This is a genomic window from Streptomyces sirii (assembly GCF_045690365.1).
Lineage (GTDB): Bacteria > Actinomycetota > Actinomycetes > Streptomycetales > Streptomycetaceae > Streptomyces > Streptomyces sirii.
This window is the reverse complement of sequence record NZ_CP147982.1, coordinates 353,446-378,176: the sequence shown is the minus strand read 5'-3', so window position 1 is coordinate 378,176 and position 24,731 is coordinate 353,446. Positions and strand designations below refer to the sequence as shown.

Annotated in this window: 24 protein-coding genes and 2 pseudogenes; 12 read left to right on the top strand and 14 right to left on the bottom strand. The window is 71.6% G+C overall.

The genetic code is table 11. From position 1 onward, the window contains the following. The first annotated feature begins 207 nt into the window (after positions 1-207). Complete coding sequence (locus WAB15_RS01780) at positions 208-1,935, top strand: hypothetical protein (RefSeq protein ID WP_407285020.1); 1,728 nt, start codon at positions 208-210, stop codon at positions 1,933-1,935. Positions 1,936-1,945: 10 nt separating this feature from the next. Here the strand turns inward: WAB15_RS01780 and WAB15_RS01775 are convergent, their stop codons facing one another. Then, on the bottom strand, positions 1,946-2,821 hold the full coding sequence (locus WAB15_RS01775) for a glycosyltransferase family 2 protein (protein ID WP_407285019.1): 876 nt from the start codon (positions 2,819-2,821) through the stop codon (positions 1,946-1,948). Between the two features lie 134 nt (positions 2,822-2,955). On the opposite strand from WAB15_RS01775, the gene WAB15_RS01770 reads away from it, so the two are divergent. Continuing rightward, positions 2,956-3,954 carry an aldo/keto reductase gene (locus WAB15_RS01770; RefSeq protein ID WP_407285018.1) on the top strand — a complete coding sequence of 333 codons (999 nt, stop codon included), beginning with the start codon at positions 2,956-2,958 and terminating at the stop codon, positions 3,952-3,954. A 172-nt stretch (positions 3,955-4,126) separates the two neighbouring features. Here WAB15_RS01770 and WAB15_RS01765 read toward each other — a convergent pair whose 3' ends face one another. Then, on the bottom strand, positions 4,127-4,342 hold the full coding sequence (locus WAB15_RS01765; RefSeq protein WP_407285017.1) for a heavy-metal-associated domain-containing protein: 216 nt from the start codon (positions 4,340-4,342) through the stop codon (positions 4,127-4,129). A 354-nt stretch (positions 4,343-4,696) separates the two neighbouring features. Here WAB15_RS01765 and WAB15_RS01760 point away from each other — a divergent pair, with 354 nt between their 5' ends. Genes WAB15_RS01760 through WAB15_RS01750 form a run of 3 tightly spaced genes read left to right on the top strand, consistent with a single transcriptional unit; the run spans position 4,697 to position 6,962 of the window. Continuing rightward, positions 4,697-5,332: an ABC transporter ATP-binding protein gene (locus tag WAB15_RS01760; protein WP_407285016.1), complete on the top strand. Its 636-nt coding sequence runs from the start codon at positions 4,697-4,699 to the stop codon at positions 5,330-5,332. Beyond that, a complete protein-coding gene (locus WAB15_RS01755) occupies positions 5,329-6,198 on the top strand; it encodes a metal ABC transporter permease (protein ID WP_399150325.1) in 870 nt (289 codons plus the stop codon). The genes WAB15_RS01760 and WAB15_RS01755 overlap by 4 nt, the downstream gene beginning before the upstream one ends. Beyond that, on the top strand, positions 6,150-6,962 hold the full coding sequence (locus tag WAB15_RS01750) for a metal ABC transporter solute-binding protein, Zn/Mn family (protein WP_407285015.1): 813 nt from the start codon (positions 6,150-6,152) through the stop codon (positions 6,960-6,962). The genes WAB15_RS01755 and WAB15_RS01750 overlap by 49 nt, the downstream gene beginning before the upstream one ends. A 125-nt stretch (positions 6,963-7,087) precedes the next feature. On the opposite strand, the gene WAB15_RS01745 is transcribed toward WAB15_RS01750, so the two are convergent. Together WAB15_RS01745 and WAB15_RS01740 are read right to left on the bottom strand one after the other, a co-directional pair. Beyond that, positions 7,088-8,836, bottom strand: coding sequence for a class I adenylate-forming enzyme family protein (locus tag WAB15_RS01745; RefSeq protein ID WP_407289139.1), 1,749 nt, complete (start codon positions 8,834-8,836; stop codon positions 7,088-7,090). A gap of 26 nt (positions 8,837-8,862) precedes the next feature. Then, positions 8,863-10,662, bottom strand: a complete 1,800-nt coding sequence (locus tag WAB15_RS01740; protein WP_407285014.1) for a CoA transferase — start codon at positions 10,660-10,662, stop codon at positions 8,863-8,865. 143 nt (positions 10,663-10,805) lie between these two features. Here WAB15_RS01740 and WAB15_RS01735 point away from each other — a divergent pair, with 143 nt between their 5' ends. Then, positions 10,806-11,972, top strand: a complete 1,167-nt coding sequence (locus WAB15_RS01735) for an acyl-CoA dehydrogenase family protein (protein ID WP_407285013.1) — start codon at positions 10,806-10,808, stop codon at positions 11,970-11,972. Positions 11,973-12,065: 93 nt separating this feature from the next. Here the strand turns inward: WAB15_RS01735 and WAB15_RS01730 are convergent, their stop codons facing one another. Beyond that, on the bottom strand, positions 12,066-13,145 hold the full coding sequence (locus WAB15_RS01730) for a sugar ABC transporter permease (protein ID WP_407285012.1): 1,080 nt from the start codon (positions 13,143-13,145) through the stop codon (positions 12,066-12,068). After that, positions 13,142-14,266, bottom strand: coding sequence for an MFS transporter (locus WAB15_RS01725; RefSeq protein ID WP_407285011.1), 1,125 nt, complete (start codon positions 14,264-14,266; stop codon positions 13,142-13,144). The genes WAB15_RS01730 and WAB15_RS01725 overlap by 4 nt, the downstream gene beginning before the upstream one ends. A 584-nt stretch (positions 14,267-14,850) precedes the next feature. On the opposite strand from WAB15_RS01725, the gene WAB15_RS01720 reads away from it, so the two are divergent. After that, a complete protein-coding gene (locus WAB15_RS01720; RefSeq protein WP_407285010.1) occupies positions 14,851-15,546 on the top strand; it encodes a hypothetical protein in 696 nt (231 codons plus the stop codon). A 195-nt stretch (positions 15,547-15,741) separates the two neighbouring features. Beyond that, positions 15,742-16,362, top strand: a complete 621-nt coding sequence (locus WAB15_RS01715) for a sigma-70 family RNA polymerase sigma factor (protein ID WP_407285009.1) — start codon at positions 15,742-15,744, stop codon at positions 16,360-16,362. 71 nt (positions 16,363-16,433) lie between these two features. Here WAB15_RS01715 and WAB15_RS01710 read toward each other — a convergent pair. After that, positions 16,434-16,583: pseudogene (locus WAB15_RS01710) on the bottom strand (LysR family transcriptional regulator); the annotation flags it as partial. A 197-nt stretch (positions 16,584-16,780) separates the two neighbouring features. On the opposite strand from WAB15_RS01710, the gene WAB15_RS01705 reads away from it, so the two are divergent. From WAB15_RS01705 to WAB15_RS01695, 3 genes and pseudogenes are all read left to right on the top strand, one after another. Then, a complete protein-coding gene (locus WAB15_RS01705) occupies positions 16,781-17,170 on the top strand; it encodes a VOC family protein (RefSeq protein ID WP_407285008.1) in 390 nt (129 codons plus the stop codon). Between the two features lie 173 nt (positions 17,171-17,343). Continuing rightward, positions 17,344-17,757 (top strand): cytidine deaminase, encoded by a 414-nt coding sequence (locus WAB15_RS01700; protein WP_407285007.1) that lies wholly within the window; start codon positions 17,344-17,346, stop codon positions 17,755-17,757. A 354-nt stretch (positions 17,758-18,111) separates the two neighbouring features. Next, positions 18,112-18,174: pseudogene (locus WAB15_RS01695) on the top strand (hypothetical protein); the annotation flags it as partial. A 214-nt stretch (positions 18,175-18,388) separates the two neighbouring features. Here WAB15_RS01695 and WAB15_RS01690 read toward each other — a convergent pair. The 4 genes from WAB15_RS01690 to WAB15_RS01675 form a co-directional block, all read right to left on the bottom strand. Next, a complete protein-coding gene (locus WAB15_RS01690) occupies positions 18,389-18,790 on the bottom strand; it encodes a VOC family protein (RefSeq protein ID WP_407285006.1) in 402 nt (133 codons plus the stop codon). Then, entirely contained in the window at positions 18,787-19,308 is a 522-nt protein-coding gene (locus WAB15_RS01685; RefSeq protein ID WP_407285005.1) for a cupin domain-containing protein, read from the bottom strand. Before WAB15_RS01685 ends, WAB15_RS01690 begins: the two co-directional genes overlap by 4 nt. Before the next feature lie 48 nt (positions 19,309-19,356). Further along, positions 19,357-20,607, bottom strand: a complete 1,251-nt coding sequence (locus tag WAB15_RS01680; protein ID WP_407285004.1) for an MFS transporter — start codon at positions 20,605-20,607, stop codon at positions 19,357-19,359. 87 nt (positions 20,608-20,694) lie between these two features. Continuing rightward, positions 20,695-21,288 carry a malonic semialdehyde reductase gene (locus WAB15_RS01675; RefSeq protein WP_407285003.1) on the bottom strand — a complete coding sequence of 198 codons (594 nt, stop codon included), beginning with the start codon at positions 21,286-21,288 and terminating at the stop codon, positions 20,695-20,697. A gap of 118 nt (positions 21,289-21,406) precedes the next feature. Here WAB15_RS01675 and WAB15_RS01670 point away from each other — a divergent pair, with 118 nt between their 5' ends. After that, positions 21,407-21,913 (top strand): MarR family winged helix-turn-helix transcriptional regulator, encoded by a 507-nt coding sequence (locus WAB15_RS01670; protein WP_399150308.1) that lies wholly within the window; start codon positions 21,407-21,409, stop codon positions 21,911-21,913. Between the two features lie 327 nt (positions 21,914-22,240). On the opposite strand, the gene WAB15_RS01665 is transcribed toward WAB15_RS01670, so the two are convergent. The 3 genes from WAB15_RS01665 to WAB15_RS01655 all read right to left on the bottom strand — a co-directional run bounded on the left by WAB15_RS01665 (position 22,241) and on the right by WAB15_RS01655 (position 24,610). Beyond that, positions 22,241-22,891 carry a response regulator gene (locus tag WAB15_RS01665; RefSeq protein ID WP_407285002.1) on the bottom strand — a complete coding sequence of 217 codons (651 nt, stop codon included), beginning with the start codon at positions 22,889-22,891 and terminating at the stop codon, positions 22,241-22,243. Continuing rightward, positions 22,879-24,105 carry a sensor histidine kinase gene (locus WAB15_RS01660; RefSeq protein ID WP_407285001.1) on the bottom strand — a complete coding sequence of 409 codons (1,227 nt, stop codon included), beginning with the start codon at positions 24,103-24,105 and terminating at the stop codon, positions 22,879-22,881. The genes WAB15_RS01665 and WAB15_RS01660 overlap by 13 nt, the downstream gene beginning before the upstream one ends. A 286-nt stretch (positions 24,106-24,391) precedes the next feature. Next, the gene (locus WAB15_RS01655) at positions 24,392-24,610 is read right to left on the bottom strand and encodes a hypothetical protein (RefSeq protein WP_399150305.1); all 219 of its coding nucleotides are present in this window, start codon (positions 24,608-24,610) and stop codon (positions 24,392-24,394) included. Positions 24,611-24,731 lie beyond the last annotated feature (121 nt).

Sequence of the window (24,731 nt, the reverse complement as noted above, 5' to 3'; positions counted from 1 at the left end):
TGGTGCCCCCTCAGGCATCGGATGCGGAGTCGGGAATGCCATGCCAGCATCCGGGGGGCCACGGGCCGGGGCCAGAACGCGTTTTCGGCGCTCTTGCGGCCCCTGGGCGCCGCCCGTACTGTCCGGATCCGGCCCAGGGCACGGGCGCGAGGAGACACGGAGTCAGCTGGAGGGCGTGTGACGCATTGTCGGTTGAGCGGTGTCGTGATGACCCACCCGAAGCGCCGCGAAGCCGCAGAGAGACTGGCCTCCAGTGCGCCCCCGGGCGCCCTGCGGGTGGTCATGGACCCCGACCCCACGGGGACGCCGTCGGTGCTGCGCACGGCGTTGGCCGCCTGGTCCTCGATCGAGGACGGAGCCACCCATCAGCTGGTCGTCCAGGACGACATGGTGTTGTCCGATTCCTTCTTCGAGCGGGCCCGACACGCCGTCGAGGCGATGCCCGGCGCCGCACTCGCCCTGTTCGCGCTCTGGGACTCGCGCAACGGGGCAGCGGTGCGGTTCGGCGCCCTCGCAGGGGCGCGCTGGGTGGGGGCCGTCAACGAGTACTTCCCCTGTGTGTCGATCATCCTGCCGCGGCAGGTCGCCGAAGGCTTCGTGGCGTACGGCCGGAGCCGGCTGGGCGGCTGGCCGGACGACATCCTCATGTACCGCTACCTGAGCGAACAAGGCGTGCCCCGCTATGTGTCGGTGCCGAACCTTGCCGAGCACCAGGACGGCGGCAGCATCTCCGGCAACGCCTTCCGGGGGCCTCGCAGATCCGTGTGCTTCCTGCCGTCGGATCCCGCTGGGCACGAGGACGCACGCCTCACCGGCCTGACGGTCGTCCCCTTCTTCAAACAGGGCGTGGCGCAGTGCGCGGTCCGCGTCACCGGACCCGGGCCGCAACGCTGGCTCCACCTGGACTGCGAGCGGTACCTCGCGGGCGCCGGGGTGCCGGCCGCCCGGCTACGTACAGCTCCAGCGGAAGCCGGGGGCGGTGTCCGCGGAACGTGGCTCACCGCCTTCGCCACGGGACTGGTGGAGCGACGCGACGGCCTCCGCTGCACCTCCGGCCGCGCAACCACCTCACCCGACCCCGCCGTGGTGGCCGAAGCCCTGGCGACCGTCGGCCCCGGCGGAATCAGCCATGCGCGGACCGAGGAACAGATCGACGAGCGCAGGGCCGAGCTGGCCCGTACCGCCCGGGAGGGACTCGAGGCGGGACAGGAGGCGGCCGAGGACCTCGCACGTCCGCGCAGGAACCGCCGGGCCTCCCCTTCCCGGCCGCGCCGCGTCGGGGTGATGGGCGCGGCGACACCACTGGGCGAGCACATCGTGCGAGGACTCGCCGACCGCGGACACGCTGTCACGGTGCTGGAGCCCGGGGGACCCGGCGCAGACGGCTGCGCGGCCGTGGCGGACCTGCGGGACCTCCAGGAGGAAGGTGACGGCGAGACACGGCTGTCGTTGCACGTGCGCACGGACGGCGACGGCCGGCCGCTGCCGTACCCCGTCACGTACACGCTGTACGCAGGTGACCTGTACGGGCCCGGGTGTTCGCGGCACACCCTGATCGGCCGCATGGTGTGGAACGCGCTGCGCAGCCACCCCGTCGTGCTCGGCGCGGACCCGGAGCGCCCGCTTCATCCGCTCCATGTGGACGACCTCACCGAGGCCCTGGGACTGGTGCTGGGCGCGCCCCCTGCCGCGCACGTCCTCACGCTGGCGGACCCGGAGCCGTGTACGGCTGCCGGCCTGGCGGAAGCCGTGCGCCGTGCCGTCCGGCCCGTCCCCGTCGAGACGGACGGTGCAGCGACAACCGCCCCCGTCCGGGCGCAGTTCCGCCCGGACGCGCGCCTGCCCGGCTGGTCGCCCGCGACCGACCTCGGCCGGGGCCTGCACAGCTTCGCCCAGTGGCTGGCCTACGAGGGCATCCGGCTCATGCCGGACTGACCGGAGGCACTCAGATGACGGGAGGGCGGCCCAGCCGCGTCATCCGCCACACCGTGCGCCAACGCATGGGTTTCCTCCGGCCGCAGGGCATACGCACCCCCTCGGCGAACCCCCCGAACCAGGCGCGCAGCCCCGCCCGCGACCGGGTACGTGCAACGGTGAGGGCCGTCCACACGCCCAGATAGAGCAGTACCAGAACCGCGGGCAAATGACGCTTGGCCAGCCACACCCGGTTGCGCGCGACCATCCTGTGGTAGACGGCGTGGCGCGTCGGGGACGTCCAGGGATGCTGCAGCACCAGCTCCGGCGCGTAGAGAACCCGCCAGCCCGCGTCCAGGGCGCGCCAGGCCAGATCCGTCTCCTCGTGCGCGTAGAAGAACTCGTCCGGCCAGCCGCCGATCTCGTCCAGCATCGCCATGGACAGCGCGTGCCCGCCGCCGAGGAATGTGGTGACGTAGCCGCCGCGCAAGGGGTCCGAGGCACGCAGCCGAGGGACATGGCGGCGCTGGGTACGGCCCCGCTCGTCGGCGATACGGAAACTCACGATGCCCAGGCGCCGGTCCTGCTCGAACAGCTCGGCCACCCGGCAGAAGTCATCCTTGCTGATCAGCAGTCCGTCGTCGTCCAGATCGACCACGACGTCCACGTCGCCGAACTCCCGGAGCCGGGCCAGCGCCGCGTTCCGGCCACCCGCGACACCCTCGTTCTCGGCCAGTATCACGCCCGTGACGCCGTCGGGGAGGAGCGGGAGCGGCGCACCGTTCGCGACGACCACGATACGGGCAGCCGGTGTGTGCTGAGCCGCGACCGACTCCAGCAGGTCCCCGAGTTCACGTGGGCGATTGCCCATCGTCAAGATCGCGACACCGAGGCGTAGTTGACGCACTGACAGATGCTCCCATCCTGATGACTGAACCCGAAATGCTAGTCGTTCCCGCACGTCCCTTCCGACGAGCGCCGCGTGCTGCCGATCGGCGTGCCCACGCACCGCGCCCCCATCCCCGACAGGAGGGCCGCACCATGAAGCCCGAGCCGTACCGCGCCGCCGCAGGCCGCTACGACGCCATGCAGTACCAGCGCTGCGGTCGCAGTGGTGTGCTGCTGCCCAGGGTGTCGCTGGGCCTGTGGCACAACTTCGGCGACACGACCCCGCTGGACACCCAGCGAGCCGTGCTGCGACGTGCCTTCGACCTCGGCGTCACGCACATCGACCTGGCCAACAACTACGGGCCGCCCTACGCCGGCGCCGAAGCCAACTTCGGCCGGATCTACGCCCAGGACTTCCGGCCGTGGCGCGATGAGCTGTTCATCGCCACCAAGGCGGGCTACGACATGTGGCCGGGTCCGTACGGCGAGTGGGGCTCCCGCAAGTACCTGCTGGCCAGCCTCGACCAGTCGCTGGGCCGTATGGGTCTCGACTACGTCGACGTCTTCTACTCGCACCGATTCGACCCGCAGACGCCGCTGGAGGAGACCGCCGGCGCCCTCGACGCGGCGGTGCGTCAGGGCAAGGCGCTCTACGCCGGGCTGTCCAACTATCCGCCGGATCAGATGACGCGCGCCGCGTCGCTGCTGCGCGAACTCGGCACGCCGCTGCTGGTCAACCAGGACCGCTACAGCATGCTCGACCGCGGTATCGAGCGCAGCGGGCTGCTCGCCGCGTCCGCCGAGGCCGGTGCCGGCGTGATCGCCTTCTCGCCGCTCGCCCAGGGCCAGCTCACCGACCGCTATCTGAACGGCATCCCCGCCGGATCCCGGGCGGCCATCGGGCACTTCCTCAAGCCTGCCGCCCTCACCGAGGAGCGGCTGGCGCTGCTCCGGGCGCTGGACAAGGCCGCGGCTGAGCGCGGCAACACCCTCGCCCAGCTCGCGCTCGCCTGGGCGCTGCGCGACGCACGCGTCACCTCCGTGCTCGTCGGCGCCAGCAGCGTCGCCCAACTCGAGCAGAACCTCGGGGTACTGGACGTGGCGCCGCTCGAGGAGGCGGAGCTCGCCGGGCTCGACCGCCTGCTGGGCTGAGGGTTACCGGCGGGCTGTCCGGACGGCCTCCCGCAGCAGCTTCTCGGTGGTCGGCGGACCTGCGCCCCGCCGACCGGAGCACCGGCTGACGGGCGTTGCCCCGGCGGGCCGTGCGCCCGGGGGGCGCTCCGGGATGCAGTCCCCGGCTGGAGGCGCTGCCCGGCAACCCGGGTCAGGCGACGCCAAGACCGCCGACGCCATAGCCGGCCTCGGCGATGGCGGCGATCACCTGCTCGTCGTCCAGGGAGACTCCTCGCACCGTCACGATGCCGGCCGAGAGGTCGACGCTGACCTCGGAGACGCCCGGCACCTCGGACACCTCCTCGGTGATGCTGCTGACGCAGTGCTCACAGCTCATGCCGGTGACGTCGTAGCGGCTTTCAGTCATGAGAGTTCCTGTCCTGGTGTGGTCGTGGTCGATGTGTACGGCTTGGGGTACGCGTCGGACCGTCCGCTCGTTCATCCGGCATCCGAAGCGCCTGGCACTCCATGAGTCGGACTGGTGGAGGCTCGGGTTCCGACGGTGAGAAGTGAGGTGGGACACGGCGTTTGGTGCCTCGTGGTGCGGAGTCCCGGGAGCAGCTGATCAGGATGCTGCGGGTCGCCGTGGGCGCTCGGAAGGTACTCGCGGATCGAATGGTGCAGGAATCCGGGAACTAGAGGCGCCCTGCTTCCGACAACCTCCTGGCCGGAGTACGTGCCTCCGGCGTGCGGCAGGCAGTGACTACGGGAGGAGGGTCCGATGGAGGGGCTCGGCATACGCATGGCCGAGGTCTCCTGCCGTCATGGGCGGCAGGAGGTGGTGCGCGAGGTGGATCTCGATATCACGCCCGGCGAGCGGGTGGCGCTCACCGGGACCAACGGATCGGGCAAGACCACGCTGCTGCGCGCGGTGCTGGGCCTGCACCGCAACGTCGGCGGGCACATCGCGGTAGGCGGTCGGCCTACCAGAACGGCGGCCGAGTGGGCGTGGCGGCGCCGGGCCTGTGCATGGATTCCGCAGCGCCCGGCGGCGGGCCGATTCCCTTTGCTTGTAGGGGAGTTGCTGACCAGCAGCGGGGATGTGGCGGAGGCTGGGAAGGCGGCGGCGCGGCTGGGTGTCGGCGAGCTCACCGACCGGCCGCTGCACACCTTGTCCGGCGGTCAGCTCCAGCGGGTGCATCTGGCGCGGGCGGTCGGCTGTGTGGCGGCCGGGGCCGGGGTGCTGCTGGCCGACGAGCCCACGGCTGCCCTGGACTTCGACGGGCAGGCGGAGGCGGCGGAGGTGCTCACGGGGCTGCCGGTCACCCTGGTCGTGGTGACGCACGACCGCGGGCTGGCGAAACGGTGCGACCGGGTCCTGGAGATGGCCGCCGGGCGGGTCCGGGAGGCGCGATGAGCACGCTCACCCAGCTTGGCGACCTGCTGAGCCTGATGCCGGTGCAGCGCGCCGGCCTCGCCCTGCTGTTGGCGGCTATCGGACTGCCGGTCGTGGGCGTGGTGATCGTCGGGCTGGACATCATGCCGGTCCGCTTCGCGATGATGCACGTCGCCCTGCTGGGCATCGCCATCGGACTGCTGACCGGGCTCGACCCCGCCGCCTGCGCGATCGTCGCCTGTGCCCTGGCCGGAGCCGGAATCAGCCCCCTGGCCCGTACGCCTGACGGGCTGTCCGGGGCGATGGGGCTGCTGATGAGCCTCGCCATCGCCGCGGCGCTGCTCGTGCTGGCGGTCTCCGGGGTCAATGCCGCCGGGGCCTTCGCGCTGCTGTGGGGCTCGATCCTCTCGGTGGGGGACGGGGACGTGGTCGTCCTCGCCGCCCTCGCCGTGGTCGTCCCCGGACTGTTCTGGTGGCGGCGGCGCCAGGTGGCGCTGCTGCTGCACGACCGTGAGTTGGCGCTCTGCGCCGGGGTGCCGGTGCAGCGGCTCACCCTGGTGCTGCTGGTGCTCGTCGCGATCGCGGTGGCGGGTGCCATCCGGCTCACCGGCGCGCTGCTGGTGGACGCGCTCACCCTGCTGCCCGCGCTGGCCGCCCGCCGCCTGGGCCGCTCCCTCGGCTCGATCGTGGCCTGGGCGATCGGCATCGGCCTGGCCGTCAATGTCGTCGGCTTCCTGCTGGCCCTGGCGCTGGACCTGCCGCCGGGCCCGATTCTCGTCCTCGTGGCCGGGGCGACCGCCCTGGCCGCTCATCTCGTCCCCGAACGGAGAGACCGCTCATGGCACGCGTCCGCGCCCGCTTCCCCTTCCTCCCCGCCCTTGCACTGACGACGGGTCTGTCCCTGCTCACCGCCTGCTCGGGCGGCGGCACCGACTCCGCACATGCCGGGTCCCACGACAAGAAGGAGGGTGGTCCGGTGGTCGTGGCCACCACGACGTGGGAGGCCGCCTTCGCCCGTGCTGCCGGGGCGAAGGACGTGAAGGTCATCGTGCCGCCGTCGGTGCAGCACGCCCCCGACTACGAGCCCAAACCCTCGGACCTCGCCGCGGTCGCCGACGCCGACTTCGTGCTCTACGCGCCGTTCGAGCCGTTCGCGGGCAAGATCAAGGAGGCCGCGGGCTCGGATGCCGAACTCCTCGCGGTGAACCTGGACAACACCGTCGACAAGGCCACCGCCGAAGTGGCCCGGCTGGGAGAGAAGTTCGGCACCGAGAAGGCCGCCGCGGCCTGGACGAAGTCCTTCAACACCGAGTACGGCAAGTTGTCCGCCAAGGTGAAGAAGGCGTGGCCGGGCGGGCACCGACCGGCTGTGGTGGCCCAGGCGTTCTCCACCTGGGCCGCGAAGCTGGCGGGTGCCGACGTGGTCGGCACATACGGGCCCGACGCGGTGACCCCCCGCCAGGTGTCCAAGCTGTCGGCGAAGAAGCCGTCGCTGGTCCTGGACAACGCCCACATGTCCACCGGCGCGGTCCTGCCGGACTCCGGCGCCGAGCAGGTGGAGATCGCCAACTTCCCCGGCAAGGACCTGGATCTGCTGGCGGTGTACCGCAACGCGGCGACCGCCGTGGAGAAGGGCCTGGCCAAGCACTGATGCCGGACCCGGACGGCCGGGCCCGACAAAGGCGATGAAGGGCCGCGGCGACAATCGCCGCGGCCCTTCATCCTGCTGACGGCCCCATGGTCCGTTGTTCTCATATTCCCTGACGGCCGTTCAGGTCAGCCGACGACTTCTTCGGCCCCCACGTGCCGTGCCCCTGCTCGGGCGAGCTCCGCACGCAGCGCCGCCCGGTCCGGCTTGCCCGCCGGGGTCAATGGCAGCTCCTGAAGGAGGAGCAGCGCCTCCGGGTGCTTGCGGCGCTCCAGGGTGCGCTCGTCCAGGTGACGGCACAGCTCCTTCAGCGTGAGTTCCTGCCCCTGTTTCGACACCACGCAGGCGCCCAACCGCTCGCCCATCAGCCGGTCGGGAACGCCGACGCACACCGCCTCCCGCACCTGAGGATGCGTCAGGAGATGCTGCTCCACCTCGCCGGGGCTGATGTTGGCGCCGCCACGGATGACGATGTCCTTCAGCCGTCCCACGAGGCGCAGCGTGCCGTCGTCGTCCAGCATCCCCAGGTCTCCGGTGCGGACCCAGCCGCCGGGGGCGCGGTAGCGGGCGTCGAGTTCGGGGGAGCCCACGTACGACAACGGGGTCATCGGGCCGCGGGCCACGATCTCGCCCGCGACACCCGGCGGCGCCGCCACGATGTCGCCGCGCGGGGCGTCCAGGTCGGCGATCCGGATATCGGCCACCCGCGGATCCGGATGCCCGACCGCGATGCCGGGCCCGCCATTGGGCCTTGGCTCCTCTCCGCACCCCGTATGACAGTTGACGCCGTCGGCCGACCCGTACAGGTTCACCACCGCGCAGCCGAAGGCGCGCCGGGCCTCGGCCGCGGTGCCCGGGTCGAGGGGCGCGCCGCCCAGCACCATGGCGGTCAGCGACGAGGTGTCGGCGGGCATCCGGTCGAGGTGCTCAAGGAGCATGCGGACCATGGTCGGTACGGCGAAGAGGTGCGTGGGGCGGTGCCGGCCGATCGCGTCGAGGGCGGCATCGGCGTCGAAGCGGTCGAGCAGCACCAGGGTGCCGCCGTGGCGGGCCAGGGTGACGGCGGTTCCACTGCTGCCGAACGCCGAGGCCAGGGGCACGAGGAAGAGGTTGCGCGGCGGCTGCCCGTCGGCGAGCAGGGACGCCATGAAGTTGCCGCGGCCTCCGGCCAGGGCGTTGTGGGAGTAGGCGACCATCTTGGGTTCGGCCTCGGAGCCGGAGGAGACCAGGATGCGGGCGACCGAGTCAGGGTCCGGGCGGGCGGGGGTGAAGGCCGCATCGTCGGACGTCAGCAGCTCCTCGAAGGACACGCAGCCGGTCGGGGCATGCCCCGCGCCGGAGGCGATCACCGTGCGGAGCGTGGGAAGTTCGGCGGACAGCGCGAGCAGGTCCTCGGCGTGGTGATTGCCGCGGTGTTCGGTCACGGCGATGACGGCGGCCGCGCCGGAGCGGCCGAGCAGGGAGGCCGCCTCACACCTGCCGCGGCCGACCGGGAACGGTAGGGCGATCGCCCCGAGGGCCGCCAGGGCGAGGTCGGCGATGACGGCATGCCGTCCGCCGGGCACCTGGACGCCGACCACGTCGCCGGGCCGTACGCCGGTCGCGGCGAGCCCGACGGCCAGACATCGCGCCTGGCGGTCCAGCTGGGCGTAACTCATCGCTCCCTGCGGGTCGATGACGGCGGTGCGGTGCGGATCCGCGCAGCGGCGGGCGCGGAAGAGCGCGTACAGATCGAGGTCGGGGTAGCTGCCGTCGGCCGCCCAGGAGCGGCGCAGTGCTGCGGGTACCAGATCACATATCGGCTCGTGCACGTCGGTCACCTCGGCTGTGTGGGTCGTCTCGCGTACGTCATGCGCCACAGACAGGTCGGTCGCCATGGATACGTCGGATGCGTGCGTCACGGTCACGACAGACTCCAGGGGGAGGGAACGGCGGGCGCGCCATGGGCATCGCGAGTGAGGGCTCCGGCGAGTCGAGGGTCGTTTGCCAGGGCGGCGAGGTCGGTGCTGACGGCGGTGGCCACCAGCCCGCGAGCGCGCAGGTCAGCGACGGCTTCGGAGGTGGGCAGCCGCCGTATGCGCTCCCTGTGCCCGGCCGCTTCCGCGGCGCAGGCGTCGGCGGGAGCCAGCCAGCCGTCCGCGGTCCGCAGCGGGTGGCGAAAGCCCGCCGGGCGCCGAGGATCCCGCCCTGCTGCGGCACGGCGCAGCGCAGGTGCGGTCAGCACCTCGGCCGCGCCCAGCAGCGAGGAGTCGACGCGCACACCGCGCCCGGTCCGTTCGCGGGTGAGCAGGCCGGCGAGGACCGCCTCCGCGCCCAGCAGCCCGCCGAGCACGTCGAGCAACGTCATCAGGGAGGGCGCGGGCGGCTCACCGGCGGGGCGGGCGGCCTCGCCGACTCCCGTTCTCGCCTGCACCATGAAGTCGGTGCCCATCGGCGCACCGGGCAGCTCCCGGCCGGCGAAGCCGCTGGTGTAGGCGTAGACGAGGCCGGGGTTGGCGGCGGACAACGCGTCGGAGTCCAGACCGAGTTGCTCGGCCTTCCCGGGTGCCCAGTTGTGGAGGAACACATCCGCCCCGGCGGCCATCTCGCGCAGCCGACGGCGGTCGGACGGGGACTTGATGTCGATCTCGACGGCCTTCTTCCCCCGGTTGAGGGCCAGCCACCGCGCGGAGAGGCCGGAGCAGGTGGGCGGCATACCACGCAGCGGGTCGCCGCCCGGCGGCTCGATACGGACCACCTCGGCGCCGAGCAGGCCGAGCAGGTGCGCGGCCAGCGGTGCCTGGATCCGCCGTCCGGCCTCCAGGACGACCATGCCCTCCAGCGGACGTGCAGCCGACGGCAGTTGATCGGGGACGGTACGCGGGGCCTCCCCGCGGGGCGCGAGCGTCCAGGGGGCGCCCGTCGCACCACCCTCCGCCGCCCGCTCCGCCAGCGTGTGCAGTCGGCAGACGTCCGCGCCCGAAGTCGTCGCCGCGCGTCGGATCTCCTCCCAGCCGCGAGCGCGGGTGACGGTGTGCAGTACGTCCGGCAGCGGCGCACAGGCCGTCGCGTACCGGAACTGGAACGGCCGCCAGCCGGCCCGTATCGCCTCCTGAGGCGCGCCCAGCACACGCCAGAAACCAGCCCACACAGCGGGCTCCAGGGCCTCCAGCTCGAACCGCGTACCCTCGGCGGTGGTGAACGGCGGCCCGCCCGGCCCCGTCGGCGCCGCCTCCCCCTCGTCGGCTCCGGCAGCGGCCACGTACTGAGAGACCGTCAGCAACGCCGCACGGTCGGCAGCGGTGGAGACCGAGGCGACCGCGCCGCCGCGGGCCCGGCCGATCAGTGCGGCAAGCAGCCCCTGCACCGTGAGGACGCCGGCGGCGGTCGCCGCATAGTCGACGGCCAGGCCACGCGGGCCGCCGTCGCGCTGCCCATGGACGGTCATGACGCCGCAGGCCGCCTGCGCCGTGGCCTCGTCGTACACCTCTTGGGGAGGGCACAGGTCCGCCCAGCGCACCCGGGCCGGGACGGGCGCCTCACCCTGCCCGGCCAGCACGAGCCGCGCATGGCCGGCCGGGCCGCCGCGGTCGGTCGGGGCGGGGCGTGCACCCAGCGCTTGTAGATGACCGACGGCCGTACCGGCCAAGGCGGGCGGGCCCGAAACACTCAGCTCCATCCCGTCGAGCGGCAGAGCCGTCCCTGTGGTCATGGTGTGTGCCATGGCTGCTCCCTCTCCGGCGGCGGTGGCCGCCGCTCAGGCACCGGTCTCGTCGCGGGAACTCGAAGGCGGTCGGATCCGACCTCTCTCCCACAAGCCGAGCAGTCGGATGGCGGGACCGCCTGGTTCCCGGAAAGGAACGAAGAATGGTGAGGGAGTTTCCGCGAACTGGTGACGCGGGCGGTGAGTTGCGTGAACGCGTGGCGGAGTTCGTCAACCACCGCGTGATCCCGAGGGAGCCCGAGCTCGACGCGGGTGGCCCGGCCGCGGCCCGGATCCTGGCCGGGCTGCAGGACGAGGCGAAGCGGAACGGACTGTGGGCACTGCCCCTACCGGTCGAACTGGGGGGCCAGGGGCTGCCGTTGACCTCGTACGCCCCCATCGCCGAGGCCGAAGGGGTCAGCGACCACGGCCCCGCCGCACTCGGCTCGTCCACCCTCCTGGACGCCCTCATGCTCCACCGGCATGCCGCGCCCCGCGTACGCGAGCTGTACCTGGAGCGCCTGACCACCGGGAGAATCCGTTCCGCCTACGCGATGACGGAACCAGAAACGCCGGGCAGCGACCCCCTGTTGACCGAGACGCGCGCCACGGCCGGCCCGGACGGCTCATGGACACTGTCCGGCCGCAAGTGGTTCACCACCGCGGCCGCCGAGGCCGACATCGTGACCGTACTCGCCCGGACCGACGGCGAACCGGGGGACCGGCACGGCCTGTCCCTGCTGCTGGTTCCCACGGCCACCCCGGGTTTCCGCATCGTCCGGGAGCTGCCTGTATTGGGCACCGGAGGCCAGTGGGAGATCGAACTGAACGGCGTACGGGTCCCCGCCGACCACCTCATCGGCCAACGCGGCGACGCCCTGGCCGTCGCCGCGCAGCGACTGCAACTCGGCCGTACCCTGCGTTGCCTGCGCTGGCTCGGCCAGGCCGAACGAGCCTTCGCCCTCATGCGCACCCGCGCCCGGGAACGCACCCTGCGACGCGGGCCACTGGGCGACCACCAACTCGTCCAGCAGCACCTCTTCGAAGCGCTGCTCGCCATCCGCTCCACCCGGCCGCTGGTCCACGAAGCCGCCCGGCTCATCGAGGCGGGCAGGGACGCCCATATCGAGGTCGGCCTGGCCAAGGTTGCGGCGGCCCGGATGCTCCAGCACGTCGCGGACGCCGCGATACAGGTCCACGGCGCCGCCGGTCTCGGCCCGGACACCCCGCTCCCGGGCCTCTTCCGCATGGGCCGGATGGCCCGCCTTCTCGACGGCCCGGACGAACTGCACATCACGTCCGTGGCGCGGCGGGTGCTGCGCGAGGGGTGAGGGGGACGGCGACAGGCGAGACGGTGCGGTGTCCACGGTGTATAGGTCAAACGCCGTGGACACCGTACGCCGCGAACGCCGTGCGCGAGGGCGTCATACGTCGTGGGCCGTCACCAGCCCCGTGAGCAGCGCGAGCCCGAGGGCGAGGAAGAAGTCGCCCCACACCAGCTCGTGCCGGACGGCGATGCCACGGTGGAGGTCGTAGCACCCGTTGAGCAGCATGCCGGACGGCCGCCCCGGTCCCGGCGTCGTCACGTGCACGGTAACCAGGTGCTCCAGGAGGAGAGCAGCGCGCCCCCGCAGCCGCTGCGCCTCGGGCGCTGTGGCGGCCGCTGCGAGTTTCAGCAGCGCGACCGCCTCGATGGCGGCCGCGGAAGTGTCCACGAGTCCTTGAGGCGCCGTCACTTCCGCCGGCGGTACGACGACGTCCGTCGCCGTCGCCTCTCCGTCCGGCCCGAGCAGTCCCCGAGCCCTCTCCACATACGTACCGTCATCCAGGCACAGGGCCGCGTCGGCGAGAGCCAGCAGCAACCACGCCCGGCCCCGGCTCCAGCCGGGCGCGGGCTGCGGGCAGGCTGCCCACCGCCCTGTCGCAGTCCATTCCCACGCCGGGCGCAACGGCCCCTCACCGAGGCACAGCGCGAGATGCCGGTCGAGATGGGACCGGGCGGCGCGCCGCCCCTCGGCGCCCCCGGCCGTCGCGAGCAGCGGCACCATGCCGGGGACCCCGTCCACCCGCGCCACCAAGCGCGGACCACCGAAGGCGGCACCCCAAGGCACGATCCCGAGTTCGGGCGCGAAGCCGTCGTCCAGGCATGCGCCAGCCGCCCGGACGCGCAGGCTCACCGAAGCGGAATCCCCACCGGACCCCGCACCCAGCGCGGTGCCGTACCAGAAGATCAGTCCCCGGGTCGCCGTATCGGCACCCAGCCACCCCGCCAGCCTCCCCGTCCACTCGGCCGCCCCGGCACGGTCCCGTCCGTCACCGGTGTGCAGGGCCCGCAGCCACCGCAGCCCCGCCCAGAAGCCCCCGGTCCAGGACCCGCGCGAGGTCGTCGTCCACCGCCCGGTGTCCGGGTCGGCATATAGCGGGAACCGGTCGCCGACCTCCGCGGCCGTGACGGCGACACGCTCCAGGACAAGCGCGAGGGCCTCGCGTGCCCAGGGCTTCATGCCCGCACCCCGTCCCGGAGCCGACGCAGCTCCCGCCACGCCCACACCGCCGCGACCGCACAGGCCCCCGCGAACTCCGCCGCCACCAGCAGCCATCCCGGCCCGTACCCGGATGACTCCACCAGCGCGCCGAACAACGGTGGACCGACGGCGAACCCGGCGAAGAAGCCCGCGGACACCAGCGCGGAGTCCCGCCCGGCGCGGCCCGGCGCCGCCCGCTGGATCACCAGCACCATCGAGACGGCGTTGGCCGCGACCGCGAAGACCCCGATCGCCACCGCCGCCACCCACACCAGTACCGGGATCCGCAACGCCGCGACCAGCAGCAAGCCGGCGGCCACCGCGCCAGCGGCCAGCACGGAGGGCAGCACGACGGCCCGGCCGGGCCGCCCCGCCACGCGCGACCAGCCCATCCGGCCGCCGATGCCGGCCACGCCGAGCACCGCCACCAGCACGCTCGCCGCCGTCGGCGCCACCCCCAGCCGCTGCACGCCGAAGAGCGCCAGATACGTGTTCACCGAGGCGATCCCGGCACCGAGCAACAGCGAGAACACCAGCAGCCAACCGATCGTGTTCCCCGTCGAAGACGTCCCGCCGGGCGCCGCCACCGGGTGCGGCGGGGGATCGGCGGGCAGCATGCGGGCCGCCCACAGGGCTGCGACCACAGCCATGGCCGCAGCCACCCACACCGCCCCCTGCCGGCCGACCCCGCTCGCCAACGCGGCCAGCGGCAGCCCGGCCGCAAAGGCCCCCAGCTGCACACCCGACTGCTTCGCACCGGTCACCGCACCGCGCCGCGCCACCGGTACGGCGGCCAGGATCACCTTGTTCGTGGCCGGGTTGGCCAACGCCTGCGGAACCCCTCCCACGGCCACCCCCGCCAGCAGCACCCCGTACACCGGAGCCGAGGCGATCAGCGCAAGCGCCACGCCGACGAGCAGCAGCAGCGCGATCAGGCAGCGTCGCGGACCCACCCGGTCCACCACCCGCCCCGCCACCGGGGACAGCAGGGCGGCGGCCCCGAACCCTGCCGTCGTGGTCAGCCCCAGCATGGCCCGGCTCATGTGAAGATCCGCCACCAGCCGCGGGCCGAGCGCCCCGACCAGGAACAACTGCAGCATGGAAAAGGCCATCGCCGAGGTCAGCAACAGGGTCAGGCCCGTCCCCGCACCTCCCTCGGCACCCGCATCACCAACGCGCGGGGAGGCCGACGGTATCGAGGACGCCGGGGACGACCGGTCTGCGTGCACGCGCACTCTCCCTCCGTGCCGGGCCCCGTACTCCACGGGGCCCACGGCAGAGAGTCGTACGAGCATGCCCGCCGGTTCCCGCGTCCTGCCGTCCGCCTGGATTTCCACACCGCCGATGCCGCCTGCGCGGGCGGGAGTTGGGTGCGTCGTCGTCCCGTGGCACCGCGCACCGCGCGTCGCTGCCGGCGTTGGTGGGTGATCCACGCCACAGGCGATGGTGTGAGGTGGACGCTCCGGCCTGTGTCTGCCGGGTTCCGGTCCCCCTGCCCCAATCAGTCGTCCGACGCCGCCTGTTCAGTGATCTGCGTGGTGCTCCAGCAGCCGGACCGGCGATGGATCGACTCCTGAGGCGGGCACATGACCTGCGCCATGGCCATCCACTTTTCTTGATCGTGAACGCAAGAAAATACGGAATCGTACCTTCCGGGTCCCCTCGGTGTAGGCCGACTGGCACGATGACGGCCGTGACCACTGGGCCCGTACTCCGCCTCGCACGTGCCGCGATCTTCGCGGCCGTCTGTGTGGTGACGACGGCCCTGGGGCACGTGCTGATGTCCGGAGACACCTTGCCGGTGTGGGCGGTGGCGTACGCGTTAGCCGCGACCACGGCGGGCGCGTGGTGGCTGACCGGACGGGAGCGCGGGGCACTCGTGGTGACCGGCTCCACCATGGCCGCACAGTTCGCGCTGCACACCTCGTTCAGCCTGTCGCAGTCACTGGTGGCGCACACATCCTCCGCACCGGCGACCACGTCCGGTGGTACGGGCGGCATGGCCGGAATACCCGGCAGCGACATGGCCGGCCCCATGCACCATGCCGCGCACGCGATGTCCTCGGTGTTCGACTCCATGGGCACGACGGCCACCGGACACACCTGGTCCCTCGGCATGGGGCTCGCGCACGGTCTGGCCGCGCTGGTCTGCGGGTTGTGGCTGTGGCGTGGTGAGGCGGCGGTGTTCCGGCTCGCCCGGTCGCTGGCCGCCTTCGTCTTCGCGCCGCTACGGCGGGCCCGGCGCTCACTCGCATATGCCGGCCCGGCGTCCTCGGTACGCCCCGTGGCCGCGTTCGGCCCCGTTCAACGCCTTCGCACCCGGCCGCTGCGGTACGCCGTCCTTCGCAGGGGCCCGCCGGCACGTCCGGTCTGCTGCTGACCGCCCGTCCCCGCACACGGGTCGACGGGCGGGGGACCGGCGTGCGCGGATGCCCGCGACCCGGCTCATCGGCCTGAGGTTCTCCGTCGTGCCACCGCCCCCCATCCGCGTGTGCGCGGCGGGCCCGGAGGACCGCCCACCTGCGTGGCCGCGCCATGTCCGCCCGGCCCGCACTTACGCGAAGGACCTTTGGCGATGACTCCTGCCCTGGTACGGAACCCGCGAGGCCCGTCCATCGAGCGGAACGACACACAGGTGACCGAGTGGGCACTGGCGGCCGCACGTACCGGTGACCGTGCGGCGATCGAGCGGTTCATACGGGCCACACACAGAGACGTGTGGCGGTTCGTGGCACATCTGAGCGGCGACGCGGAGGGCGCCGACGACCTGACCCAGGAGACGTATCTGCGGGCCCTGACCAGCCTCCCCGGCTTTGCGGGCCGTTCCAGTGCCCGGACCTGGCTGCTGTCGATCGCCCGCCGGGTGGTCGTCGACCGCCACCGGTCGGCGGCCAGCCGACCGCGGATCATCAACACCGCGGACTGGCAGAGAGCGGCCGACCGGGCGCAGCCGAGGGGCCTCCCCGGATTCGAGGAGCGGGTGGCGCTGCTCGACCTGCTCGAAGCGCTGGACGCGGCCCGCCGTGAGGCATTCGTCCTGACCCAGGTGCTCGGCCTGCCCTATGCGGAAGCCGCCACGGCAGCCGGCTGCCCGATCGGAACCGTCCGTTCCCGAGTGGCCCGCGCCCGTGAGGACCTGACCGCGCTGCTGCGAGCGGCCGAGGCCGCCGCGGCGCCGCTGTCGCCGACGAGCTGACCACCACCACGGTCGGGGCTTATGTGCTGCTTCTGATTCCCGACGTACTCCGGGATCAGAGGCAGCCGCCCCCGCTCGAACAGCCGGGCACCCAACTCCTTCTCCAACCGGGCCACTTGGTGGCTGAGCGCGGACTGGACGACATGGCACCGCTCGGCGGCACGGGTGAAGTTCGCGGTCTCCGCCACCGCGAGGACGTAGCGCATCTGCTGGAGATCCATTCATCCATCGTGAAACACGATGGATGGGATGACAAACATGTGTTGGATCGATGTATGGATGCTCGGCGATGCTGAAGTCAACGGCGGGCCACGGCAGTCAGCGACCGGCCACCGCCCGGGACCTGCGAGGTCCGGGGCCTGCCGGCCCCGCCGTACCACTACCGGCGCCCCGGCGCCCCGACCCCGCGGAGACACCCATGCGCGTGATCGCCTTCGACCACCTCGTCCTGAACGTCGCCGACATCGAGCGCTCGCTTGCCTTCTACACCGGCCCGCTGGGGCTCGAACCGGTGCGGGTGGAGGAGTGGCGAGCCGGCAAGGTTCCCTTCCCGTCCGTACGGGCGAGCCCCACCACCATCATCGACCTCGTCGAGGCCCCCGACGGGCGGCCGGAGGGGTCCAACGTCGACCACATCTGCCTGGTGGTGGAGCCGCTCGACTGGCAGCAGGTCGTCGATTCCGGTGTCTTCACGGTGGTGGACGGCCCCGGCGAGCGCTTCGGCGCCCGCGGCAGCGCGATCTCCCTGTACGTGCGGGACCCGGACGGCAACACCGTGGAACTGCGCTGGTACCCGCAGGACGCCTGACGCTCGGCGAGCGCCCGGCCAGTGGATCGGCGGCCAGCACACCAAAGGGTGGAACCCTCGAACATCCCGCCACTTTCCCTTCATCGGCGCGGAACTCGTTGATGAGCGATATTCGCTTGCGCACCCTCGTCACGCGGGTCAACGTCGCCTGACACCTGACGAAGGCAGAGAAGATGACCACGCAGACCCACCCCGTCGACCACGAACTCGTCCAGGCCGCAGCGCACGTCGCTCGCACTCGCTGCCGGGGCGACAACCACACCATGGCAGCCGCAGCCCGCGCCCGGGACGGCCGGATCATCACCGCGGTGAACGCTTACCACTTCACTGGCGGCCCCTGTGCCGAGCTGGTCCTCATCGGCGCGGCAGCCGCCCAGGGCGCCTACGAGCTGGACACGATGGTCGCCGTGGGTGACCGCGACCGGGGGGTTGTTCCCCCGTGCGGCCGGTGTCGGCAAGCCCTCCTCGACTACTTCCCCGCCCTCAAGGTCATCGTCGGCAATAACGACCATGTCCGAACCGTTCTTATTGCCGACTTGCTGCCAGAAAGCTACGTCTGGGCCGACCACCAGCTCGACGCCGAGTAAACCGCGTCACTCAGCACGAACTGCCACCCGCCGACCCGACAACAGGGCGAACGTTGTCAGTGTGCCCAGGGTGAGTGGTCGGTGGGCATGCGCGAGGGCGGCGAGCACGGTCGGCACTGCCCAATACCTCCATACCAACTTCCGGGCGAACCCACGGCAAAGGTGACCATGCAGTCTTCGATGTCGCTGCACCCCTCTCCAGAGAACACCGGCGGTGGATCACGATCGGGTGATATGCCCCCATAACTCGCTGAGCAGGAGTGGAAGTTACTTGCTCCGCTGATACCGCGGGCTGCTACGGGTTAAAGGCGTCGTTTCACATGGTCATGAGGCCGAGACGGGACCGGACGAAGGGTGGACATCGCCGAGATCGTGCGCCAGCTCCAGGAGGAGGGCCACGTCATCGACCCCGAGGACCTGGCCCACGTCTCGCCGTACCGGACCGAGCGCATCCGCCGCTTCGGCGAGTACTCCACCCATGAACTCGGCTTCCAGCCCGAATTCCTACGACCCGCACCTGGACGTCGACTTCAGCCCGCTCCGCGGCGACAGCCCGCCCGCACCGGACGGCTACAGCCAGGCGTCCTGATCCAGGCGAGCGAGTCCGCCGTGCCGCTGCGGGGCCGCGGGTTCAGATGGTCCAGTTGCGTGAGCACAGGACGAGCAGGTACCCGTCGGGGTCGGCGACGGTCACGCCGTACCTGTCCCAGTAGGGGTTGTGCGCGGGAACCCTGGTGCCCCCATTGGCCTGCAGGCGGTCGACCAGGGCTTGGTCGACCGGGGCGCCGAGGTAGACGACGAACAGGTCGTCCACTGTCGGGGTGGGTTCGAGCGGCCGTTCGGGGTCATGCGTGAGTTCGAAGTGCCAGGCGGCGCCCGGTGGGCCGACCATCAGGAGGTCGTGCTCACCCGCGACACGTTCAGTGGAGCGCCACAGGACGTCCAGGCCGAGACCGTCTACGTAGAAGCGCTCGGCGGCTGCGAGGTCCCGTGAGGGCCGGGCCACCCGGATCCGGGTCGTGGAGTCGATCACGCGGAACGCTCCAGGGCGGCGCGCCAGACCGGGCTGTCGACGTAGTGGTTGTCGAAGCGTTCCGAGGACTCGGCGATCTCCTTCGGGTCTGCCTCGCCGCGCATCACCCGGCCGAGCAGGCGCAGGTAGTCGAACCTGCCCATACCGGGGGTGAAGACGAACAGGACATCCGCTTCGCAGCCCGGGGCGGCCGCGAAGGCGTGCGGGGTGTGGGGCGGTACGGCGAGGAAGTCGCCTGCCTTGAGGATGGTGACTTCCTCGCCCACCAGGACCTGCAGGGCTCCGCTGATGACGAAGAAGAGTTCCGATGCCCGGGTGTGGAAGTGGGCGGGCGCCCCTATCGCGCCCTTGGCGAAGGTGGATCGGTAGCTCGTGCAGCCGCCTGCGGTGCCGTCCGAGTCGGCCAGCAGGGTCATCACGCTGCTCGGGTCGGCACAGGTCTCGGCATCCGCATGGCGGGTCAGCACCGCCTCGAGCGGTGTCGCGGTCGCGGGCGTGGTGGGTGTTTTCTCGTTCATGATCGTGATCCTAAGTGCGAGGGTGGGACGGGACTGGGGCGAGGCGGGTCAGCCGCCCAGTGTGATCAGGGCTGCGATCGCTGGGCCGAAGGCGCCGCCCAGCTGATAGCAGAGGTTGAACAGGCCGATCGCTGTGGGGCGCTGAGTGGTCGGCGCGGCCTGGGTGGCGTATACCGCGAGCGTGGCCTGGCCCGCGCTCGTCGTGAAGACGGCCAGCGTCGCGACCAGCAGGAGCAGCGGCGCCCAGGGGGTCAGCATGGCGGTGAGCGGGGCCAGCGCTCCGACCGTGACCAGGATCGTCAGAACCCGCGGGCGGCCCAGCCGGGCCGAGGTCGCGGCCAGCACCATGGAGAGCATGGAGCCCGCGAGGAGGGCGACCAGTTGGCCGGTGCCGATCGTGGAGGTCGACCAGTCCGTTCGGTCGCGCAGCAGCTGCGGGATGGTGAAGAGCAGCGTGAAATACGAGGTCGCGAAGGTGCAGGCGAGCAGGGCGGAGAGGGCGAAGGCCCGGGTGCGCAGCAGCGTTGCGGGGACGAAGCCCGTGGGGTTGGACCGGATGTGCAGGGCCAGCAGCGCGGTCGTCAGCAGCGAGGCGGCCACCGCCGGGAGCGGGTAGCGCGGGATGAGTACCAGGGCCGTCGCCGTCAGGACCAGCAGGGCGGCGCCCCGGCCGTCGAAGGGGGTGGTCTGCTTGGGTGTTGACAGGTCGGCGCGGCGCATGACCGCCGGTAGGGCCAGGAGGGCGACCGCCCCGACGGCGAGGGACACCCGCCAGGAGGCCGTGTCCGCGATCGCCGAGCCGAGCAGCGGTCCGACCGCGCCCAGTGTCCCGAAGCCCGCAGTGATCACTCCCATTCGGCGGACCGAGCCCGCCAGGCTCATCGCCGCGGTGACCAGGCCCGCGCCGCCCACCGCCTGGGCCGCCCGGCCCGCCATGGCCAGCGGCAGCCAGGGCGCCACCGCGACGACCGCGGTGCCGGCCACGATCAGGGCCGCGCTCAGCCGGAGCGTGTCGCCCAGGCCGCGGCGGCGCAGCAGGCCCGCCATCAGCGGGGTGCCGACGGCCATGGCCCAGGCGAAGACCGTGACGAGCCAGGTCGCCGTGGCCGTACGGATGCCGAGCGAGCCGGCCATGTCGGGCAGGATCAGGACCGGGCTGTTGGCGCTCGCGGCGACCGGGGTGGCCAGCAACGCCAGCCATGCGGAGGGGACTTGGCGCGAAGTCGGAGTGGCGGGCGCGGTGGTGGGGGCCGGCGCATGTGCGGCGGGGCGGGGGTGGGTTCGGGCGAGCAGAGACATGGCAGGCTCCGGAAGGTGAGGGGGGTGGCCTGGGGGGCTCAGGGAAGTCGGAAAGGCGGTTTAGGCGGGTCGAGCAGCTCAGGTGGCTCAGACCGTGGTGACGACGTCGTGGTAGGCGAGCCGCGGCGAGCGCGGGTACCAGGCGTCCGCTCCGGGGCGGCCGATGTTCACGACCATCAGAGGCGTGTGGTCGTCGTCCAGGAACTCCTTCTGCACACCCGGGAAGTCGAAGCCGGTCATCGGCCCCGCGGCCAGCCCCGCCGCGCGCACGCCGAGGATGAAGTACGCCGCCTGGAGCGTCGCGTTGAGCAGCGCGGACTCCTCGCGGACCGGGCGGTCGGCGAAGAGGAGGTCCTTGGCCTGTGGGAAGTGCGGGAGCAGCGCGGGGAGCTCCTCGTGGAACTCGTTGTCGGCGGCGAGGACCGCGATCAGCGGCGCGGCCGCAGTCTTGCGCCGGTTCCCCTCGTCCATGAGGTCCACGAGCCGCTCGCGGGCCTCGTCGGAGCGGACCAGGACCACCCGCAGCGGCGACTGGTTGTAGGCGGTCGGGGCGTACTTGACCAGGTCGTAGATCGCCTGGACCTGGTCCTCGGTCACCGGCTCGGCGGTGAAGGTGTTGGCGGTGCGGGCCTGGCGGAAGAGGAGGTCCTGGGCGGTGGGGTGGAGAGCGAGATCGGACATCGGGGGTGCTCCTGTCGTTCAGCCTTGATAATCTCAACGTTGAGATAAAAGCAGCCCGACTCTCTCAACGTCAAGTGTCTTAACGTTGAGAAGATGTCCATTGAGAGGAGTGACGGCCATGAGTGATGCCGTGGACGCGATCATCGGCCAGTGGGCCAAGGAGCGCCCCGATGTGGTGGAGGACCTCTGGCCGGTGCAGCTCTTCGGGCGGATCCAGCGGCTGGCCCGGGTGGTCGACAAGTCCGCCAGGGCCGCGGCCGCCGCACACGGCGTGGAGCACGGCGAGTTCGACGTGCTCACCACGCTGCAGCGCTCCGGGCCGCCCTACACCCTCACCGCCGGGGCCTTCCTCAAGGCATCCATGGTGACCTCCGGTGCGATCACCAACCGCATCGACAAGATGGAGGCCAAGGGCCTGGTCGAGCGCGTGCGCGACGGCGACGATCGCCGCACCATCAAGATCCGCCTCACCGAACACGGACACGAGGTCACCCGGGCCGCCTTCGCCGACCATCTGGCGAACTACACACAGCTGCTCGCCGACGTGGACCGCGAACTGGTCGACAAGACCGCCGAGGGCCTCCGCCAAGTGCTGGAGACACTCGGCGACACCACCATCAAGTGATGGCTGTCCGACGGTCCGGGATCGCACATGGCGAGCCCCCGGTGAGTGGCTCACCATAGAGTCGACGGTCAAACGCCAAGGCCACCGCGGTGACCTCTTTCTGAACAGCAGGGACGTGACCGAGCAGGTCAGGACGAGGTACTCGCCGCCCGCCGGGCCTATGACCGGCGGGCGGCGAGCCGAGGTGGAGCCGGTGCGATCGGCCGGCGCCCAAGGGCTCGCAGAGAAATAGCCTGGCGATTTCCTGGTTGACGGCGACAGCCGCGCCCGCCCGTTATCGAACAGCGACGCCTGCTCGGTTCGTCGTCTCGTGAGGGCCCGCTGTGGTCAGCCGGCAACGCTGTCCAGGTAGCTGAGGACTGCCAGGACCCGGCGGTGCCCGCCGTCGGCGGCCGGCAGTCCGAGCTTCATGAAGATGTTGCCGATGTGCTTCTGCACCGCGTTGTCCGTGATGAACAGCCGGCTGCCCAGCTCCGCATTGCCGAGCCCCTGTGCCATCAAGGTGAGTACCTCGCGCTCGCGCGGGGTCAGTGCGTCGACGGCGTTCCCGCCCGGCCCCGCCAGCAACTGCGTGATCACCTCGGGGTCCATTGCCGTACCGCCCGCCGCCACCCGCCGCAGCGCGTCCACGAACTCACCGACCCGGCTCACCCGGTCCTTGAGCAGATATCCGACGCTTCCGGTTCCGTCGGTCAGGAGCTCACGGGCGTAAACCTTCTCGACGTACTGGGACAGCACCAGTACGGGCAGGCCGGGGCGCTCCCGGCGGAGTTGGAGCGCGGCCCTGATCCCCTCATCGCGGAACGAGGGCGGCAGCCTGATGTCCACGATCACTGCGTCCGGGGCGTGCTCCGCGACCGCCGCCAGCAGGCCCGGCGCGTCCGTCACCACCGCGGCGACCTCGATCCCCTTGGTGCCGAGGATCAGTTCCAGACCCGACGAGAGGAGCACATTGTCCTCGGCGATCACGACGCGCACGGCAACTCCACCGTGACCGCGGTGGGCCCGCCGGCCGGGCTGCTGACGAGCACGGTTCCGTCGAGTGCGGCCGCACGACGGCGGATCCCGATGACGCCGGTGCCGAGGGTCTCGTCCACACCGCCGAGTCCGTCGTCGGTGACCTCGACCAGGAGGGCTGCGTCCTGCCGGGTCAGCCGTACGGTGACCCGGGTCGCGCCACTGTGCTTGGCCGCGTTGGTGAGAGTCTCGGCCACGATGAAGTAGGCGGCGGCCTCGACGGCCGCGGACAGTCTGCCCAGTTCGCCGAGCTCCACCTCCGCGGGGATGCCCGCGCCGGCCGCGACCGCGGACACCGCGCCTTGCAGGCCCCGGTCGGCGAGGATCGGCGGATACATTGTGCGGATCACCTCGCGCAGCTCCGTCATCGCCTCCTCGGCGCCCTCATGGGCCTCCTGGAGGAGCTTGGCAAGGGCCCCCGAGTCGTCGGGCAGCTCTTCCCGGGCCAGGCCGAGACGCATGGCGATGGCGACGAGGCGTGCCTGGGTGCCGTCGTGCAGATCGCGTTCGATACGGCTCAGTTCGGCACCGTGGGCATCGAGGACTCCGGCACGGCTGTCGGCCAACTCACCGACGCGTTTGGCGAGCCGGTCCTCTGCCGACGGCTCCAGCGCGGCGACGGTGCTGCGCGCATGCATCCGGGCCAGGTGAGGCATGGCCCACCAGGTCAGGGAACCGGCGCCGGCGCCCTGTACGACGCCGAGAGCGAGGGCGGTGCCCCAGCCGTCCACCGGCACCGCGCCGAGCAGACGCAGCGGCTCCTCCTGCGGGAACAACTGCCACAGCAGGGCAGCGGCCACACTGAACACGGCGGTTGCGACACAAGCGAGCGCAGCCAGGCCAGCGGGGAGGCCGGTGACGACATGCCGCAGGACCCAGCGCAGGTCGCGGCGATTCTCGGTGTCGTCGAGCAGATGGCGCCACTGTGCGCCCAGCCCCTTGGGCAGTTCGGTAGGGCGCGGGCGTATGTCGATGCCGAGCAGTGCGGCGGCTCGGCGCCGGTGCCACTCCGACCAGTGTCGCAGGGCCCTCATCAGCACGGGCAAGGCCGTCAGACCGGAGATGATCGTGCCCACGACCAACAGCGGCAGTATGAGCATCGACACCATCGCCGTGGGCAGGCCGACCAACAGGTACCAGCTGCCGTGTCCCACGTGTCTCTGTCGTTCTTTCATGTGGATCAGTGTCTGCCATGCGAAGCCCCGCTCGCACTACAGCTACCTGCACCTTCCGCCACCAGGGACATGGGGCAGGGCCGAGGACTTCGTGGAACCAACGTCGTTGGACGCCACGGCTATGGGCTCGCAGAGCAACAAGCCGCCGACTCCGGTTCTTGGCCAGGCAGTCGCGAGGATCGCCGCCCCGCCGAAACCACCAGGTCATTTCTCTGCGGACTCTTGGTGCCTGTCAATTTGACCCGCCTGGCGGCGCTGGTGCCGTCGCGTGAGTGACGAGCTTGGGTCACCCGGTGGGCTTGACGGCGTGTCCGGTGACAGTGATGCCGAGCCCGATGATGAGGGGCGTCCATGAGACGAAGGCCAAACTGGAGACCATGAACAGCATGCCGGTTCCCCAAAGTCTGGGGTTGCGTACGGTCCTGCCGAGCCATCGTCCAGGCACCCGGTTGCAGATCAGGGCGTAGATACCGAGCCCGGCACCGGTCATCCCCAGAACTGCCATGGCGAGGAGCCCAAGCGTCAAGAGTTCACCGAAGGCCATCGTTCCCCCCAGTTCGGCTGCTGCAAAGCTACTCGTCGGGTCACGTGAACGGGTCAGCGGGTGCTGTTGCGGGACTCGTGAG

What these genes read in the sequence shown, in the direction of transcription:
- WAB15_RS01715 (WP_407285009.1), top strand. Translation starts at nt 15,742, where the DNA reads ATGACTCCTGCCCTGGTACGGAACCCGCGAGGCCCGTCCATCGAGCGG.
- WAB15_RS01735 (WP_407285013.1), top strand. Translation starts at nt 10,806, where the DNA reads ATGGTGAGGGAGTTTCCGCGAACTGGTGACGCGGGCGGTGAGTTGCGT.
- WAB15_RS01730 (WP_407285012.1), bottom strand. Translation starts at nt 13,145, where the DNA reads ATGAAGCCCTGGGCACGCGAGGCCCTCGCGCTTGTCCTGGAGCGTGTC.
- WAB15_RS01780 (WP_407285020.1), top strand. Translation starts at nt 208, where the DNA reads ATGACCCACCCGAAGCGCCGCGAAGCCGCAGAGAGACTGGCCTCCAGT.
- WAB15_RS01680 (WP_407285004.1), bottom strand. Translation starts at nt 20,607, where the DNA reads ATGTCTCTGCTCGCCCGAACCCACCCCCGCCCCGCCGCACATGCGCCG.
- WAB15_RS01765 (WP_407285017.1), bottom strand. Translation starts at nt 4,342, where the DNA reads ATGACTGAAAGCCGCTACGACGTCACCGGCATGAGCTGTGAGCACTGC.
- WAB15_RS01745 (WP_407289139.1), bottom strand. Translation starts at nt 8,836, where the DNA reads ATGGCGACCGACCTGTCTGTGGCGCATGACGTACGCGAGACGACCCAC.
- WAB15_RS01750 (WP_407285015.1), top strand. Translation starts at nt 6,150, where the DNA reads ATGGCACGCGTCCGCGCCCGCTTCCCCTTCCTCCCCGCCCTTGCACTG.
- WAB15_RS01770 (WP_407285018.1), top strand. Translation starts at nt 2,956, where the DNA reads ATGAAGCCCGAGCCGTACCGCGCCGCCGCAGGCCGCTACGACGCCATG.
- WAB15_RS01655 (WP_399150305.1), bottom strand. Translation starts at nt 24,610, where the DNA reads ATGGCAGTTCTGGGGATGACCGGTGCCGGGCTCGGTATCTACGCCCTG.
- WAB15_RS01700 (WP_407285007.1), top strand. Translation starts at nt 17,344, where the DNA reads ATGACCACGCAGACCCACCCCGTCGACCACGAACTCGTCCAGGCCGCA.
- WAB15_RS01660 (WP_407285001.1), bottom strand. Translation starts at nt 24,105, where the DNA reads ATGAAAGAACGACAGAGACACGTGGGACACGGCAGCTGGTACCTGTTG.
- WAB15_RS01685 (WP_407285005.1), bottom strand. Translation starts at nt 19,308, where the DNA reads ATGAACGAGAAAACACCCACCACGCCCGCGACCGCGACACCGCTCGAG.
- WAB15_RS01755 (WP_399150325.1), top strand. Translation starts at nt 5,329, where the DNA reads ATGAGCACGCTCACCCAGCTTGGCGACCTGCTGAGCCTGATGCCGGTG.
- WAB15_RS01760 (WP_407285016.1), top strand. Translation starts at nt 4,697, where the DNA reads ATGGAGGGGCTCGGCATACGCATGGCCGAGGTCTCCTGCCGTCATGGG.
- WAB15_RS01705 (WP_407285008.1), top strand. Translation starts at nt 16,781, where the DNA reads ATGCGCGTGATCGCCTTCGACCACCTCGTCCTGAACGTCGCCGACATC.
- WAB15_RS01740 (WP_407285014.1), bottom strand. Translation starts at nt 10,662, where the DNA reads ATGGCACACACCATGACCACAGGGACGGCTCTGCCGCTCGACGGGATG.
- WAB15_RS01720 (WP_407285010.1), top strand. Translation starts at nt 14,851, where the DNA reads ATGACGGCCGTGACCACTGGGCCCGTACTCCGCCTCGCACGTGCCGCG.
- WAB15_RS01675 (WP_407285003.1), bottom strand. Translation starts at nt 21,288, where the DNA reads ATGTCCGATCTCGCTCTCCACCCCACCGCCCAGGACCTCCTCTTCCGC.
- WAB15_RS01670 (WP_399150308.1), top strand. Translation starts at nt 21,407, where the DNA reads ATGAGTGATGCCGTGGACGCGATCATCGGCCAGTGGGCCAAGGAGCGC.
- WAB15_RS01725 (WP_407285011.1), bottom strand. Translation starts at nt 14,266, where the DNA reads ATGCTGCAGTTGTTCCTGGTCGGGGCGCTCGGCCCGCGGCTGGTGGCG.